The organism is Amycolatopsis sp. NBC_01488, assembly GCF_036227105.1.
In the GTDB taxonomy this organism is placed as follows: domain Bacteria; phylum Actinomycetota; class Actinomycetes; order Mycobacteriales; family Pseudonocardiaceae; genus Amycolatopsis.
This window is the reverse complement of sequence record NZ_CP109434.1, coordinates 1,923,823-1,938,887: the sequence shown is the minus strand read 5'-3', so window position 1 is coordinate 1,938,887 and position 15,065 is coordinate 1,923,823. Positions and strand designations below refer to the sequence as shown.

Genomic DNA, 15,065 nt, shown 5'->3' with positions numbered 1-15,065 from the left:
GGTGCGGTCGTGCATGATCGGAAGCGCAGGAAAACCGGGCCCGGAACCGGCACCGTCAGAGAGGAGGTGAACCGCCGGCGGTCGACGTCATCCGGGTCGCAGTGCTTCCAGTGCCTCACGCAGCTTGCCGGCGAGCGGCGTCGGCCGACGGGACTCGCGGTCCACGAAGACGTGCACGAAGTGGCCTTCCGCGACCAGGGACTCGTCGGCGGCGTACATCCCGATTTCGTAGCGCACGCTGGACTTCCCGAGGTGCGCCACGCGCAGACCCACCCGCAACGCCCCAGGAAAGGATACCGATGAGTGGTACCCGCAGTGCGACTCGACGCACAGCCCGATCACCGCCCCGGCTTCGATGTCGAGGCCGCCCTGCTCGATCAGCCACGTGTTGATCACGGTGTCCATCAGCGAGTAGTGCACCACGTTGTTGACGTGCCCGTAGACGTCGTTGTCCTTCCAGCGCAACGGAACCGTCTGCCAGTGCGGGTACCCGTTCACCACAGCGACACCGACTCGCGCAGGATGCCGGACAGGTCCTCCTCGGACGCCTCGCGGGGAGCGGTGGCCAGCAACCGCTGCTGCTTCAGCGTTCCCTCGACCAGCGAGTCCACATCGGACTCCGCGTAGCCGACGGCACCGATGCCGTCCGGGATGCCAATCTGCCGCATCAGGTCGATCAGCACCGCGGGCAGGTGGTCGGCGAAGTCGCCGGGCCACTCGAAGTCGGGCGCCAGCAGGCGTGCGACGCGCAGGTGGCGGTCCGGCGCCGCGCCGAAGGTGAAGCGGAACGCGGCGGGCGCGGTCAGCGACACGGCCATGCCGTGCGGCACCATGGGCTCTTCGCCCGGGTAGCCGTCCGGGTGGAAATCCCGGACCTGGCCGGCGATCGGGTACGCGTTGGCGTGGGGGATGTGCACGCCGGCGTTGCCGAACCCGAGTCCGGCGAAGGTCGCGGCGAGTGCCATGGCTTCGCGCGCCTTGAGGTCGTCGCCGTCGCGCACGGCGGCGGGGAGGGCCCACGACAGCAGCCGCAGCGACTGCTCGGCGAACATGTCGGCCAGCGGGTTCGCGCCGCAGTACGGCACGCGCTGCTCCGGGCGCTTGCGCTCGAACTGGGTGTACGGCTTGGCGGTGTAGCTCTCCGCGGCGTGGCAGAGGATGTCCATGCCGCTGGCGGCCGTCACGCCGGCCGGCTGGCTGACGGTGAGCCGTGGGTCGACGACGGCGAGCGAGGGGCGCAGCCGCAGGTGGCTGATCCCGCTCTTGACGCGCAGGGACAGCACGTCGAGCACGCAGACCGTGGTGCTCTCCGAGCCGGTGCCGGTGGTGGTCGGTACGGCGACGAGGGGCTTCAGCGGGCGGTCGGGCGCGCGGCCGCCGCCGACCGGCGCGTTGACGTAGTCCATCAGCTCGCCGTCGTTGCTGGTCAGCAGGTTCGCGGCCTTGGCGGTGTCGATGGCCGACCCGCCGCCGACGGCCACGAAGGCGTCGTACGGGCCGGTTCCGCGGGCGAAGTCAACCGCCTTCTGCATGCTGACATCGGTGGGTTCGACGTGTACGCCGTCGAAGACCTCGGTCTCGATGCCGTAGCCGGCGATGCCGTCGGCGATGCGCCGCGGCCAGCCGGTCGCAGCGACCCGGGGATCCGTCACGACGAGCACGCGGTGCGCGCCGTACTGGAGGAGGTCGTAGCCGATTTCGTCACTGGCGCCGGTGCCGTACTTCAACGCCGGTGCGCCATAAGTAAAAACGGTTTCACGTTCGGTCGCGGCCAAGACTGCGGTCCTCGCTCCCTTGATCGGCTGACAGTCGGCCAAAGCGGACATACAGCCCATCCTTACCGGGTTTCGGCGAAGATCACTTGACTGCACTGAACGGTGCCCGCCTAAGCTCTCCTCATTAGATACCAACTGGGAGCGACCGTCGCCCAGACGGCCGTGCGGATCCTGACCGAGGCGCGGGTCCGCCGCGTGTACGCGGTGGTCGGCGAATCCTTCCTGGAACTGCTCGACGCCCTGCAGCGCGAGCGGGAGATCACGCTGGTTTCGGCGCGCCACGACGCGGGCGCGGCGTTCATGGCGGAGGCGGAGGGCAAGCTCACCGAGCGGCCGGCCGTGCTGCTCGCCAGCCGGGGACCGAGCGCGGCGAGCCTGGCGATCGGCGTCCAGACGGCGTACCAGGACGAGACGCCGATGGTCGTGCTGCTGGAGACGCCGGCGGCCGAACCGGTGCCCTCGTCGTCCGGTGAGCTGCCGACGTCGGACCTGACGGCGATGTTCGAGTCGATCGCCAAGTCGACGTTGCGGGTGACCGACCCGGACGGCCTGCCCGGGCTGCTCGCGCACGCGCTGACGACGTCGCAGGAGGGCCGGCCGGGGCCGGTCGTGCTCGGCGTGCCCTGCGACATCTGGGGCATGCCCTACGACGCGGCGAAGCCGATGGCGCGGGTCCGGCCGCCGGCGTCCGGCACGCTGGGCCGTTCGGCGGACGCCGTGGCGCAGCTGGTGGACGAGGCGAAGTACCCCGTGGTCATCGTCGGCGGCCGGGCCCGGTCCGCGCGCGACGAGCTGATCGCGGTCGCCGACGAGCTCGCGCTGCCTGTCTACAACGCCTTCCGGCGGCAGGACGCCTTCCCGGAGAACCACGCGCGCTACGCCGGCCACCTCGGGCTTGGCATCCCGGCGCGGCAGCTGGACGCCTTGGAACGTGCCGACCTGGTGCTCGCGCTCGGCACCCAGCTCGACGAGGTGACCACCCAGGCCTACCGCTACCCGACCCCCCAGCAGACGCTGGTCATGGTCGGCACCGGGATCGACGTCAGCCCGAAGCGGCGGGGGCTCACGTTCCGGGTGGACTCCGAGGTCGAGCCGTTCCTGCGGGAGCTGCGCGAGGTGGCGTCGCCGCGGACGCGACGGGCGTCGGCGGCCAACGCCGCGGTCCACACCTTCATGACCCCGCCCGACACCAGCGGCAACACCCGGGTGCACCCGGTCGACGTCGTCCGGGCGCTGCGCAAGCTGGCGCCCGAGGACACCATCGTGACCAGCGACGCGGGCAACTTCGCGCAGTTCATGCACCGGTACTGGTGCTTCACCGCGCCGCGCAGCCAGCTCGGCCCGAGCAACGCCGCGATGGGCTACGCCGTGCCGGCCGCCGTGGCGGCGAAGCTGGCCGAACCGCGGCGGACCGTGGTAGCCATGGTGGGCGACGCCGGGACGCTGATGACCGGCCAGGAGATCGAAACGGCCGTCCGGTACCGGGCGCCGGTGATGGTCGTCGTCTTCCAGAACGGTGTGCACGGCGCACTCGCCATGCACCAGGCCCGCACGCACGGCAGGCTGTCCGGGGTGTCCATCCCGCTGACGGACTTCGCGTCGTGGGCGCGTGGACTGGGCGCGGCCGGGTACACGGTGGACGATCGCGAGGAGCTCGAGCCGATCATCGCCAGCGCGCTGGTGCGGCAGCGGCCGTGCGTCATCGACGTGCGCACGGACCCGGACGTCGTGAGCCCGGACGTGCGGCTTTCGGCCCTGCTCGGGCAGGCGCGTCCGCAACCGCCCGCCCAGTAACGGTTTTGCTCGGTTTCGCTTCGGAAAACGCCGGGAAAGTTGTGTGGTAGCACGGCGGTGGCTCGGGTAATCTGACGGTGTTCCGGTGGTGGTTCGCCGCTGAACCTTCCCGGCCGGCTCTCCGGCGGGAGACAACCGGTTTCTGTCGGTGCCGCATGGCACCATCGCGGTCATCACCCGCAGGGAAGCGGGCAGGGAACGAGGGGAGTTTCGACGTGACCGATCACCAGCACGCAGCCGAAGCAGCGCGGAAGTCCTCCGGTGTCGTACCGGTGCTGTTCAGCGCCAGTGCCGAGGCCCACGACGACGCCGTCATCGCCGCCGAGCACGACACCACCTGGCGGTCGCCGTTCGGTGGGGAAGGGTTGCGCCCGGCGAGTGGCGAATAGCTCACCCCTGTTGGGTGAGACGGCTTGTCCGCTCCGCTCGAGGTGTGCTTTACTGCACGTGGTCTCGATTTTTGTGTTCGTGTTGAGTCACGCTCGCAGAATTCAGCGGGCGTAGTGTCTCCTCGCCGAGGAAGCAAACCGTCCCCGTGTTGACCCGGGGCGCCGAAGTGGCTTCCTGTTTTGTGGTTGCATATGGAGATTTTGATGACTCAGGGCACTGTGAAGTGGTTCAACTCCGAGAAGGGGTTCGGCTTCATCACCCCCGACAACGGTGGCGGCGACGTCTTCGTTCACTACAGCGAGATCCAGGGTAACGGCTTCAAGAGCCTCGAGGAGAACGCTCGCGTCGAGTTCGAGATCGGCCAGGGCCAGAAGGGCCCGCAGGCCACGTCGGTCACCGTGATCTGACTTTGATCTTGGGAAAGGGCCGTCACCCGTTCGGGGTGGCGGCCCTTTTCGTATGCTGCGCACCATGATCGAGCACGGGTACACCGTCTCCGGGATGAGCTGCGGGCACTGCGCCCAGTCGGTCACGGAAGAACTCACCGGCCTGCCGGGAGTGACCGAAGTGGACGTCGACGTCGCCACCGGCCGGGTGGTCGTTCGCGCCGACGCCGCGTTGGCCGAAGACGACGTCCGCGCGGCCGTCGAGGAGGCGGGTTTCTCCTACGGGGGCACGGCGAGCCTGGTCTCGTAGCTCTTCGCCGCGGACTCGGTCCGGTGGGTTCTTCTCCGCCGGGGGAGTTTCCTGGTTGGACAGTCCACTGGAGATCCGGACGCCGGTGTGATCTTCGGCTCACTGACGCACGGGCCACGCTGCGAGCGTGCCGCGGGCTCGGCGGTCGCGCGGCGGACTGGGCTGCGCGATCGCCGTCGACGCGGCACGCGGCGGCCGCGAAATCCGGCCCGCGACCAGGCGAACGACCGCCGTCCCCGCACACTGCAACGCCCTGCAACCCTTCCCTTTCGGCCGCTCTCGGGGTCTCCTGTTCTCCGGTGCGGTGACAGGAGGATCAGGTTGGGCGAGACGGTGGCGGGGATCGTCGCGAATCCGGCTTCGGGGCGAGACATCCGCCGGCTGGTCGCGCAGGCTTCCGTGTTCCCCACCGCGGAAAAGGCGAACATGGTCCAGCGGTTGCTCGCCGCGTTCGCGGTGACCGGGCTCGATCGCGCCCTCGTGTCCACCGATCTCGGAGGCATCTCCGCCGCCGTCCTGAGGGCGCTCGGACGCGGCGGGACCTGGCCGACGGTCGACTTCTGCGCGGACGATCCGATCACCGGCACCGCCGCCGACACGACCAACGCCGTGCGCCGGATGGTCGAGGCCGGGGCCGGCGTCATCGTGGTCCTCGGCGGGGACGGCACGGCCCGCGTCGCCGCCGCTGCCTGCGAAGACGTGCCGATCCTCGCCCTGTCCACCGGGACGAACAACGCCTTTCCACAGATGCGCGAGGCAACCGTGGCCGGGCTGGCCGCCGGGCTCATCGCCTCCGGGCAGGTCGATCCCGATCTCGTCACGCACCGCGTCAGCGTGCTGGAAGTCGTCACCAAGGCACGCCGGGAGATCGCGCTCGTCGACGTCTGCGTGTCGTCGAGCCGGCACGTCGGCGCGCGGGCGCTGTGGGATCCCTCCTCGCTCACCGAGCTCTACTGCACCTTCGCCGAACCCGACGGCATCGGCATGTCCAGCGTCGCCGGCCAGCTCTGCCCGAGCCCGCGGTCGAGCCCGGACGGCGTCGCGCTGCAGCTCGGGCCGGTCGAGGAGACGCCGTACGCCGTGCAGGCGCCCATCGCGCCCGGGCTCGTGCGGCCCGTCGGCGTGCGCGGGTGGGGCGTGCTCAAGCCCGGTGTGCGGGTCGAGCTGGCCGCGTCGGGGGGCGTCATCGCGCTCGACGGCGAGCGCGAACTCGAGCTGAAGGTCGGCGAGAGCGCCTTCGTCGAGCTCAAGCCGGACGGGCCGTGGGTCGTGGACGTCCGGGCGGTGATGGCGGAAGCCGCGCGGAAAGGGCTGTTGCGCACGGAAACCGAGCTCGGGGAAGAACGTCGAAGATGACGGACACCTGCGCGCGGCGTATCGCGTGAGGCGCACCGAGATGCCCGCCACCTTCCGATCAGCGGACCGAAAAGGCAGACTGAGGAGGAAGAGCGCAAGGAGCGGCGGGTGGGTCAGCGAGACCTCGAGGCAGCGTTGCCGGCCGGGGCAGACCCCCGGCGGCACGCCCGCGTCCTGGCGCAGGTGCACGAAGCCGCCCTGACCGGCAAGGCGCTCCCCAGCAGGCCGCGGGCGGTGATCGACGCGTCCTGGCAGCGGATGCGCCGCCTCGGCATGGACCCCGACAGCCGGTCCGCCGCGCCTGTCCTCACCGCCGAAGAGCTGGAAGGACGCCGCCGCGCGAGCGGGCTGGACCCGGCGCTGCCGACGTTGCGCGGCGGCCTGATCAGCTTGGCCGAGCAGGCTGCGCACATCATGGTGATCGTCGACGCCGGCGGCCACGTGCTCTGGCGCGACGGCAGCGCCGCGGTCCGCCGCCGCGCCGACGGGCTCGGGTTCGTCGAAGGCGTCGACTGGCAGGAGGAAGCCGTCGGCACCAACGCGATCGGCACCGCGCTCGTCGCGAACCGCCCGGTCCAGATGTACGCCGCCGAGCACTACCTCCGCTCGCAGCACTCCTGGACGTGCGCCGCCGCGCCGCTGCGCGACCCGCGCGACGGCAGGCTGCTCGGCGTCGTCGACCTCTCCGGCCCGGCCTCGACCGTCCACGCGACGACGTTGGCGTTGGTCGACGCGGTGACGCGGCTCGCGGAGTCCCAGCTGCGCACCACCCACCTCACCGAGCTGGAGCGGCTGCGGGGCTTCGCCGTCCCGGTGCTCGCGAAGGTCGGGGGACGGGCCGTGGTCGCCGACGAGCACGGCTGGGTCGCCGCGTCCGCCGGGCTCGCGCCGGTCGACCGGATCGCGCTGCCCGCGAACCTCGCGCCCGGCGGGGTCTGGCTGCCGGCGTACGGCCACTGCGCGGTCGAGCCGGTGCCCGGCGGCTGGCTGATCCGGCCGGCCGGGAACGACGCCGCGCCGCCGACCCGCGTCGTCCTCGACGTCCGGTCGCCGCGCGAACCCGAGCTGACCGTGGCCGGCGCGGCCGGGACCTGGACGCACCGGCTCAGCCCGCGCCACGCCGAGATGCTGTACGTGCTGGCCAGCCACCGCGCAGGCCGTTCGGCGTCCGAGCTGTCGTCCGACCTGTTCGGCGACGCGAGCCGTGCGGTCACCGTCCGTGCCGAGATGTCCCGGCTGCGCAGGCACTTCGGCGGCATCCTCGGCGCCAAGCCCTACCGCTTCGCCGACGACGTCGAAGTGCTGGTCCGGCGGCCGCCGAGCCCCGAAGCGGTGCTGCCGCACTCGCTCGCCCCGGCCATCCGGGGCTGAGTCGCGCTCGGCGAACGGTCCGATGTGGACGGTTCGGTGCGATCGGCGCCGGTCGGCTCGACGATCGGCGAATTCACTCGGACCGGTGAAGGTCTCGGGTCGGCCGGAATCGGACTCGGCCGACGGCTACTGGCGCGTACTCGCCGAGATCCGAGGCCGACCAGATCACGTGCTGGTGACGGCGGGCGATGCCTGTGCCCGCGCGCTCGGCGCCTCGGCTACCGTCTGCGTACGGCTTTCGGGGAGGAATCGGGGATGACCAGCACTGCGACGGCCCCGGGTCCCACGGCGCCCGCGCCGGGACCCCCACCGCCGTCGCCGCCGGACGGCCGCGACCGTGCCGGGGGCCGCAGCGGCCTTCTGGGCCTGCTGGACCTGCCCGGTCAGGCGGTCCGCGCCATCGTCCGGTCCGCCGCCACGACGCCGGGCCGGCTCACCGTGATCGCCGTCGGGCTCGTGCTGCTCGCGCTGGTCTCCGGGCTGGTCTCGACGCTGTCGGTGCAGGACCGCGACAACACGATCAGCGGTGTCATCGACCACCGCGAGCCACTGGCCGCCGCCGCGCAGCAGGTCTACCGGTCGCTTTCGGACGCCGACGCGACGGCGGCGAGCGCGTTCCTCTCCATCGGCACCGAGCCGCCCGAGCTGCGTTCGCGCTACGAGCGTGACGTCGCCGAAGCCGGCGCCGCGCTCGCGAAGGCCGCTTCCGACGCCTCCGACGTCGCCGACGCGGCTGCCCCGGTCGACGTCCTCAACCAGTCGCTGCCGGTCTACACCGGGCTGGTCGAGACGGCGCGGGCGAACAACCGCCTCGGCTACCCGGTCGGCGCGTCCTACCTGCGCGAAGCCTCCGAGCTGATGCGCGCGAAGATCCTGCCCGCGGCGCAGGACCTCTACCGCGTCGACACGCAGCGGCTGGTCGAGGAGCAGGACAGCGCCACCGGCTTCCCGTGGCTCGCCACGATCCTCGTGGTCGCGCTGCTCGCCGCGCTGATCGCGGCCCAGGTCTACCTGACCCGGCGGACCAACCGGCTGCTCAACGTCGGGCTCGTCGTCGCGACGGCCGCCGTCGTGGTGTCGCTGCTGTGGGGCGCGGTCGCGCTGGTCGTGCAGGGCAGCCTGGTCGGCAGTGGCCAGGACGACGGTTCGCACCGCGTCGACGTGCTCGTCCGCGCGCGGATCGCCGCGCTGCAGGCCCGCGCCGACGAAACGCTGACGCTGGTCGCCCGCGGCGACGGCGGGGCGTACGACAAGGACTTCGGCACCAACGCGGCCCAGCTGGTCGGCCCCGACGGGCAGGGCGGCCTGCTCGGCGAAGCCCGCGGCCTCATCAAGGACGGCGAAGGCGCCGCGAAGGTCTCCGACGCGACGAAGGCCGCGCAAGACTGGATGAAGGCGCACAAGCAGGTGCGCGACCTGGACAACGCCGGGTCGTACCAGGAAGCCGTCGACGCCGCGGTCCTCGAGGACAAGACCGACGGCTCGGCCCCGGCGTTCCGGCGCCTCGACGACAGCCTCCAGGCGGCGATCGACGTCGGCAGGCAGGAGTTCCTCGACGACACCCACGACGGCGCCGCCGCGCTGACGCTGCTCGCGCCCGGCCTGGCCGTGCTCGCCGTGGTCGCCGCGGCGGGTGTCACCATGGGGATCCGGGAGCGACTGAGGGAGTACCGGTGAGCAGGCGGGGGAACACGGTCCGGGCGGGCGCGCTGGCGGTCGCCGCGCTGCTGCTGGCGGCCTGCGGCAGCCCCGGGAAGCCGGTCGATCCGGCCCCGGTGAGCAACGCCGCGTGGCCGCAGCCCGCGCACGTCGGCGGCCCCGACTCGACTGCCGGCGGCGCCACCGACACCAGCTGCGACCCGCTGGTCAGCCTCGCGCCCAACGGCACGGGCATCCCCGACGGCTCGACCATGGCGAAGATCAAGGAACGCGGCAAGCTGATCGCCGGCGTCGACCAGACCACGTACCTGTTCGGCTTCCGCAACCCCACCTCGGGCAACCTCGAGGGCTTCGACATCGACATGGTCAACGAGATCGCCCGGTCGATCTTCGGCTCGCCGGAGGGCCGCGTGCAGTTCCGCGCGATCCCGTCGTCGCAGCGGGAAGACGTCCTGACGCAGCACCAGGTCGACATCGTGGTCCGGACCTACAGCATCACCTGCAAGCGCCGCGAGTCCGTGCAGTTCTCTTCGGTGTACTACGTGGCCGGGCAACGGATCCTGGTCACGAAGGAGTCCAAGGTGGCCAAGCTGGCCGACCTGAGCGGCAAGCGCGTGTGCGCGGCGAAGAAGTCGACGTCGCTGGCGAAGATCGCGACGGACCCGGCGAAGCCGGTGCCGGTCTCGGTGGACAACTGGTCGGACTGCCTGGTGATGCTCCAGCAGGGCCAGGTCGAAGCCGTCTCGACCGACGACACGATCCTCGCCGGGATGGCCGCGCAGGACCCGACGCTGAAGGTGGTCGGCGACCAGTTCACCCAGGAGAACTACGGCATCGGCGTGCCGAAGGACAACGAGGACATGGTCAGGTACGTCAACGCCGTGCTGGACAAGATCCGCACCAGCGACGCGTGGCAGAACAGCTACCGCCGCTGGGTGGAGCCCTCGCTGGGCCCGGCGTCGCCGCCGTCGCCGCAGTACAAGTGAGCCGGTCGCGACTAGGATCGGTCTCCGCACGCCGGCGGGGATCTGGGAGGTAGCAGTGTCGGAGGAGCCGCGCCGTCCTCGGCACGCCGCGCCGGACGAGCAGCAGCAGCCGCCCAAGCCGAGCTGGCAGCCGCCGCCACCGGTCCGGTGGGAGACGCCGGAGCCGTCGATCTCGGGCCGCCTCGACGACGGTGCGCCGTCCGGTGGCGAGGAGACCGTCTTCCACGCGCCCGTGCGCCGTCCGCCGACGCCGCCGCGCGGCCAGCCGTCGGCCGTGCGCGGGCCGATCCCGGGCGCGGACGACCCGACCCGGCCGCCGGGCAGCATCACCCCGGTCCAGCCGACGCAGGCGGTTCAGCCGCCCACGCAGGCCGTCGACCCGAACGCGCCGCAGCCGACGAGCGTGCTCGCCGCGCCGACGCCGGAGACCCAGAGCATCATGCCGCCGGCGCCACGGCCGGAAACCGGCCCGGACACGCCGCTGCCCGACCCGGGCACCGAAAGCGTGCTGCCCGAACGCACCAGCGAAGGGCGGCACACCGGGACCGGCACGGGAACCGGCAGCGGTTCGGGCTCCGGAGCCGGGTCGTTCCCCGGCACTTCGCGGCGGACGTCGTCGCGGACGTCGCGGTCGCGACGCGGCCGGCTCGGTGCCGGGCTGGTCGAGGTCCCGCCGGTACCCGCGCGCGACCCCGCGTCGGCGGTGCTGGCGAACCCGGTCGTGTCGGAGGAAAAGCGGTTCTGCAGCAACTGCAGCGCGAAGGTCGGCCGGGCCAAGGACGGTCAACCCGGTGCGCCGGAAGGGAAGTGCGAGAACTGCGGTACGCCGTTCTCGTTCGTCCCGAAGCTGCAGCCGCACGAGCTCGTCGGCGGCCAGTACGAAGTCCTCGGCGCGATCGCCTACGGCGGTCTCGGCTGGATCTACCTGGCGCAGGACCACAACGTCAGCGACCGCTGGGTCGTCCTCAAAGGACTGATCGACACCGGGGACGCGACGGCGATGGCGGCCGCGGCCAACGAGCAGCGCTTCCTGGCCGAGGTCGAGCACCCGAACATCGTCAAGATCCACAACTTCGTGCAGCACCCGGACCGCCAGAGCGGGACGACCGTCGGCTACATCGTGATGGAGTACGTCGGCGGCCAGTCGCTGCGGCAGCTCGCGCTGGCGCACCACCGCGAGAGCCGCCGGCCGGAGCCGCTGCCGATCGGTCAGGTCATCGCGTACGGGCTGGAGATCCTGCCCGCGCTCGGGTACCTGCACAGCCAGAACCTGCTCTACTGCGACCTCAAGCCCGACAACGTGATCCAGACCAACGAGCAGCTGAAGCTGATCGACCTGGGGGCCGTCCGGCGGATGGACGACTACGAGAGCCCGCTGTTCTTCACCACCGGCTACAGCGCGCCGGAGCTGGCGAAGCAGGGCGCTTCGGTGGCGTCGGACCTGTTCACCGTCGGGCGCACGCTCGCGGTGCTGAGCTTCGAGTTCACCGGCTACACCAGCAAGTTCAAGACGACCCTGCCCGGCCCGGACGCCGTTCCGCTGTTCGCGCTCTTCGGGTCGTACTACCGCTTCCTGCGACGCGCGACGCACGCCGACCCGGACCGGCGGTTCCTCTCCGCCGAGGAGATGGGTGACCAGCTGACCGGCGTGCTGCGCGAGATCATGGCGCTCGGCACCGGCAAGCCGCGGCCCGGCGCGTCGACGGTGTTCGGCCCGGAGAGCCGCACGTTCGGCGTGCAGCTGGTGGTGCCGGAGGCCGGCCGGACCGTGCCGCTGCCCGGTGCCGACGAGGTCGTCGCCGGGCTGCCGATCCCGCAGGTCGACACGGACGACCCGGCGGCCGGCGTGCTGGCCACGACGACCGCGCTCGACCCGCGCGGCGCGATCGAGGCACTGGCCGGCGCGCCGCGCGAGTCGATCGAGGTGCGGCTGCGGATCGTGCGCGCGCGGATCGAGCTGGGCGAGCCGGCCGAGGCGCAGCGGCAGCTGCAGGCGGCGCAGTACCTGGCGATCAAGAACGGCTTCCCGCACGACTGGCGGATCGACTGGTACCGCGGCCTGATCGAGCTGGCCGGCGGCCGGTCGCGCGTCGCGCAGGTCGCGTTCGAATCCGTGTACGACGACCTGCCTGGCGAGATCGCGCCGAAGCTGGCGCTGGGGATCAGCGCCGAGGGCGTCGGCGACTACTTCGCCGCCGCGCGGTTCTACGAGCTGGTCTGGCGGACCGACCGCACGTACGTCAGCGCGGCGTTCGGCCTCGCCCGGGTGTACCTGGCTCAGGGCGCGCGCAACAGTGCGGTGGAGGTGCTCGAGACGGTCCCGCCGTCCTCGACGCACTACGTCGACGCGCAGGTCGCGGCGATCCGGATCAAGACGACGGCGACGAAGGCGAACGGCCGCGAGACGCCGGTGACCGAGCACGACCTGCTGGACGCGTCGTCCCGCCTGGAGCGGCTGCGGCTGGACCTCGAGCGTCAGACGCGGCTGTCCGCGGGAGTGCTCGAAGCCGCGCACGACTGGCTCAAGCAGGGCAAGCCGACGCCGGGCGTGCGGGTGCTGGGCTGCGCGCTGGACGAGCGGGAGCTGCGCTTCGGGCTGGAGCGCTGCTACCGCGCGCTGGCCCGGCTGGCGGGGACCGTCGACGAGCGCGTGCGGCTCGTGGACCGGGCGAACGCCATCCGCCCCCGCACGCTGACCTGACCTGCGTCGTGAGTGCGTAACAGCGTTAGAACACCGTTACGCACTCACGAGCGCGTCAGGGGTTGATCTCCCAGCCGCGCTCTTCGCGCTCCCGTTGCTGGTTCTTCTCGTGCTGCGCCGCCAGCTTCTCCAGCGCCTCGGGGTCGCCGTGGGTGCTGAAGTGCTCGAAGCCCACCACGATGAACAGGGCCCGGGCGCTCACCGCGATCGGGCCGTCCGCGGCGTCGAGGCGGCCGTCGGCGCTGACGTAGATCTTGCGGCCCGCGATGCCGTCCAGGCGGGCCTCGATGAACAGCGTCGAGCCGACCGGGACCGGGCGGCGGAAGTCCGTCTCGAGCTTGCCCGTCACCGCCGGGCGGCGCATCAGGTTGCCGACCGTCGAGCCGAGGGCCTCGTCGAACGCGCAGGCCAGCAGGCCGCCGTGGGCGAGACCGGGGGCGCCCTGGTGCGCCGCCGTCACGGTGAACCGCGAGTGGATCACCTGGCCCTCGCCGACGGTCGAGCGCAGGTGGAGCCCGGCGTCGGCCTCGTCGCCGCACCCGAAGCACTCGGCGAAGTGCACGCCGAGCTCGGTGCCCGCCGCCGGCGCCTTCGGGTGCGGGACCGCCGGCTCCACCGGCACCGGCGGCCAGGGTTGAGAAACACGACTCATGCGCTGACGTTAACTCGCCGGTAGCCGCCCGCCGCGCGCGACCCGCGGCGTAAGCGGGCAACGCCTACCTCTCGGTAGCCGGAAAGTTCCCCACCGTAGAAGATCCGTGGCTCAGGCTGCCGTCCCCGGCCTCCCGGGCAAGACTGGGCTGATGAGCTCGAACGGCCCAGTGGGCACTGCACGGAGGAGGTCGTCGCCGGCATGAGCGAACCAGCAGCAACGACGGGCAAACCGTCAGTGGACGAGAGAACCGTCAAACGCGCCGTGTGGGCGTCCGCGATGGGGAACGCCACGGAGTGGTACGACTACGGCGTGTTCACCTCGGGTGCGATCGCCGTCAGCATCGGCTCGGAGTTCTTCCCCGGTGAGGGCAACGCCGTGCTGAAGTCGCTGGCGCTGCTCGCGGTCGGGTTCATCGTGCGGCCGTTCGGCGGGGCGTTCTTCGGCCCGCTCGGGGACAAGATCGGCCGCCAGAAGGTCCTGGCCATCACGATCCTGCTGATGTCGGGCTGCACGTTCCTGGTCGGCGTCCTGCCGACGTACTCAGGCGGCTACAGCATGGGCATCGCGGCGCCGATCGCGATCCTGCTGCTGCGGATCATCCAGGGCTTCTCCACCGGTGGTGAGTACGGCGGCGCGGCGACGTTCATCGCCGAGTACTCGCCGACGAAACGCCGTGGCTTCTTCGGCAGCTTCCTCGAGCTGGGGACGCTCGCCGGGTACGTGCTCGGCAACCTCGTCGTGCTCGCCGTGACGCTCTCGCTGTCGGCCGACCAGGTCGACGCCTGGGGCTGGCGGATCCCGTTCTTCGTCGCACTGCCGCTCGGCCTGGTCGGGCTGTACCTGCGGAACAAGCTCGAAGACACCCCGGAGTTCCGCCGGCTGGAGGCCTCGGGCGAGAAGCCGCGGAAGGCGCCGCTCAAGGAGATCTTCACCCGCAACTGGCGGATGATCCTCAACCTGATCGGCATCGTGCTGCTGCTGAACATCGCGGACTACTTGCTGCTGACCACGATGCCGACGTACTTCACGGACACGCTGAAGATCAACGACAACACGTCGACGTTGATCATCATCGGCGTCGAGGTCATCCAGATGGCGATCATCATCCCGCTCGGCGCGCTGTCCGACCGGATCGGCCGGAAACCGCTGCTGCTCACCGCGGCCTTCGGGTTCCTGGTGCTGAGCTGGCCGTCGCTCAAGCTGATGCAGTCCGGCAGCATCGTGTGGCTCTTCGTCGGGTTCCTGATCGTCGCGCTGCTGCTGGTGCTCATGCTCGCGGTGATCGGCTCGACGTTCCCGGCGATGTTCCCGACCCGCGTCCGGTACGGCTCGTTCGCGATCGGCTACAACATCTCGACGTCGCTGTTCGGCGGTACCTGCGGTGTGATCGTGACGGCGCTGATCAAGAGCACCGGCAACGAGGACTGGCCGGCGTACTACCTGATGGCGGCGGCCCTGATCGCGATCATCCCGATCATCAAGATCCCGGAGACGTCGCAGGTGCCGATCGAGCAGATCGACACCGAGGACAAGCCCTTGGCGTCCGCTCGGCGTTGAGCGGTCCCGAAATGCGGGTGCCCCGTCCGGATCACCGGGCGGGGCACCCGTGCGCTGGGGTCAGGCGGCGTCGCTGCGAGGAGCGAAGCGCTTGCGGGACCAAGCGGCGAGCGCACCCGCGACCA

13 protein-coding genes are annotated in these 15,065 nt (G+C 71.4%); 10 read left to right on the top strand and 3 right to left on the bottom strand.

From position 1 onward, the window contains the following. Nucleotides 1-87: 87 nt before the first annotated feature. Nucleotides 88-501, bottom strand: coding sequence for an acyl-CoA thioesterase (locus OG738_RS09290; protein WP_329052871.1), 414 nt, complete (start codon nucleotides 499-501; stop codon nucleotides 88-90). Further along, nucleotides 495-1,775 carry a hydroxyacid-oxoacid transhydrogenase gene (locus OG738_RS09285; protein WP_329052870.1) on the bottom strand — a complete coding sequence of 427 codons (1,281 nt, stop codon included), beginning with the start codon at nucleotides 1,773-1,775 and terminating at the stop codon, nucleotides 495-497. The genes OG738_RS09290 and OG738_RS09285 overlap by 7 nt, the downstream gene beginning before the upstream one ends. Before the next feature lie 135 nt (nucleotides 1,776-1,910). On the opposite strand from OG738_RS09285, the gene OG738_RS09280 reads away from it, so the two are divergent. The 9 genes from OG738_RS09280 (at nucleotide 1,911) to OG738_RS09240 (ending at nucleotide 12,728) form a co-directional block, all read left to right on the top strand. Then, nucleotides 1,911-3,569, top strand: coding sequence for a thiamine pyrophosphate-binding protein (locus tag OG738_RS09280; RefSeq protein WP_329056617.1), 1,659 nt, complete (start codon nucleotides 1,911-1,913; stop codon nucleotides 3,567-3,569). 215 nt (nucleotides 3,570-3,784) lie between these two features. Next, nucleotides 3,785-3,958: a hypothetical protein gene (locus OG738_RS09275; RefSeq protein ID WP_329052869.1), complete on the top strand. Its 174-nt coding sequence runs from the start codon at nucleotides 3,785-3,787 to the stop codon at nucleotides 3,956-3,958. A 204-nt stretch (nucleotides 3,959-4,162) separates the two neighbouring features. Then, nucleotides 4,163-4,366 carry a cold-shock protein gene (locus OG738_RS09270; protein WP_013222289.1) on the top strand — a complete coding sequence of 68 codons (204 nt, stop codon included), beginning with the start codon at nucleotides 4,163-4,165 and terminating at the stop codon, nucleotides 4,364-4,366. A 64-nt stretch (nucleotides 4,367-4,430) separates the two neighbouring features. Further along, nucleotides 4,431-4,655: a heavy-metal-associated domain-containing protein gene (locus tag OG738_RS09265; protein WP_329052868.1), complete on the top strand. Its 225-nt coding sequence runs from the start codon at nucleotides 4,431-4,433 to the stop codon at nucleotides 4,653-4,655. 321 nt (nucleotides 4,656-4,976) lie between these two features. Further along, nucleotides 4,977-6,011 (top strand): ATP-NAD kinase family protein, encoded by a 1,035-nt coding sequence (locus tag OG738_RS09260; protein WP_329052867.1) that lies wholly within the window; start codon nucleotides 4,977-4,979, stop codon nucleotides 6,009-6,011. Between the two features lie 108 nt (nucleotides 6,012-6,119). Further along, complete coding sequence (locus tag OG738_RS09255; protein ID WP_329052866.1) at nucleotides 6,120-7,382, top strand: GAF domain-containing protein; 1,263 nt, start codon at nucleotides 6,120-6,122, stop codon at nucleotides 7,380-7,382. A 255-nt stretch (nucleotides 7,383-7,637) separates the two neighbouring features. Then, complete coding sequence (locus OG738_RS09250; RefSeq protein WP_329052865.1) at nucleotides 7,638-9,059, top strand: hypothetical protein; 1,422 nt, start codon at nucleotides 7,638-7,640, stop codon at nucleotides 9,057-9,059. Next, nucleotides 9,056-10,027 (top strand): glutamate ABC transporter substrate-binding protein, encoded by a 972-nt coding sequence (locus tag OG738_RS09245; protein WP_329052864.1) that lies wholly within the window; start codon nucleotides 9,056-9,058, stop codon nucleotides 10,025-10,027. Before OG738_RS09250 ends, OG738_RS09245 begins: the two co-directional genes overlap by 4 nt. A 55-nt stretch (nucleotides 10,028-10,082) precedes the next feature. Further along, nucleotides 10,083-12,728: a serine/threonine-protein kinase gene (locus OG738_RS09240; RefSeq protein WP_329052863.1), complete on the top strand. Its 2,646-nt coding sequence runs from the start codon at nucleotides 10,083-10,085 to the stop codon at nucleotides 12,726-12,728. A 55-nt stretch (nucleotides 12,729-12,783) separates the two neighbouring features. Here OG738_RS09240 and OG738_RS09235 read toward each other — a convergent pair whose 3' ends face one another. After that, nucleotides 12,784-13,380, bottom strand: a complete 597-nt coding sequence (locus tag OG738_RS09235) for a PaaI family thioesterase (protein ID WP_329052861.1) — start codon at nucleotides 13,378-13,380, stop codon at nucleotides 12,784-12,786. A gap of 237 nt (nucleotides 13,381-13,617) precedes the next feature. On the opposite strand from OG738_RS09235, the gene OG738_RS09230 reads away from it, so the two are divergent. After that, the gene (locus OG738_RS09230; protein ID WP_329052860.1) at nucleotides 13,618-14,940 is read left to right on the top strand and encodes an MFS transporter; all 1,323 of its coding nucleotides are present in this window, start codon (nucleotides 13,618-13,620) and stop codon (nucleotides 14,938-14,940) included. Nucleotides 14,941-15,065 lie beyond the last annotated feature (125 nt).

Coding starts and splice junctions, on each gene's coding strand:
- OG738_RS09270 (WP_013222289.1), top strand. CDS start 4,163: ATGACTCAGGGCACTGTGAAGTGGTTCAACTCCGAGAAGGGGTTCGGC.
- OG738_RS09265 (WP_329052868.1), top strand. CDS start 4,431: ATGATCGAGCACGGGTACACCGTCTCCGGGATGAGCTGCGGGCACTGC.
- OG738_RS09250 (WP_329052865.1), top strand. CDS start 7,638: ATGACCAGCACTGCGACGGCCCCGGGTCCCACGGCGCCCGCGCCGGGA.
- OG738_RS09235 (WP_329052861.1), bottom strand. CDS start 13,380: ATGAGTCGTGTTTCTCAACCCTGGCCGCCGGTGCCGGTGGAGCCGGCG.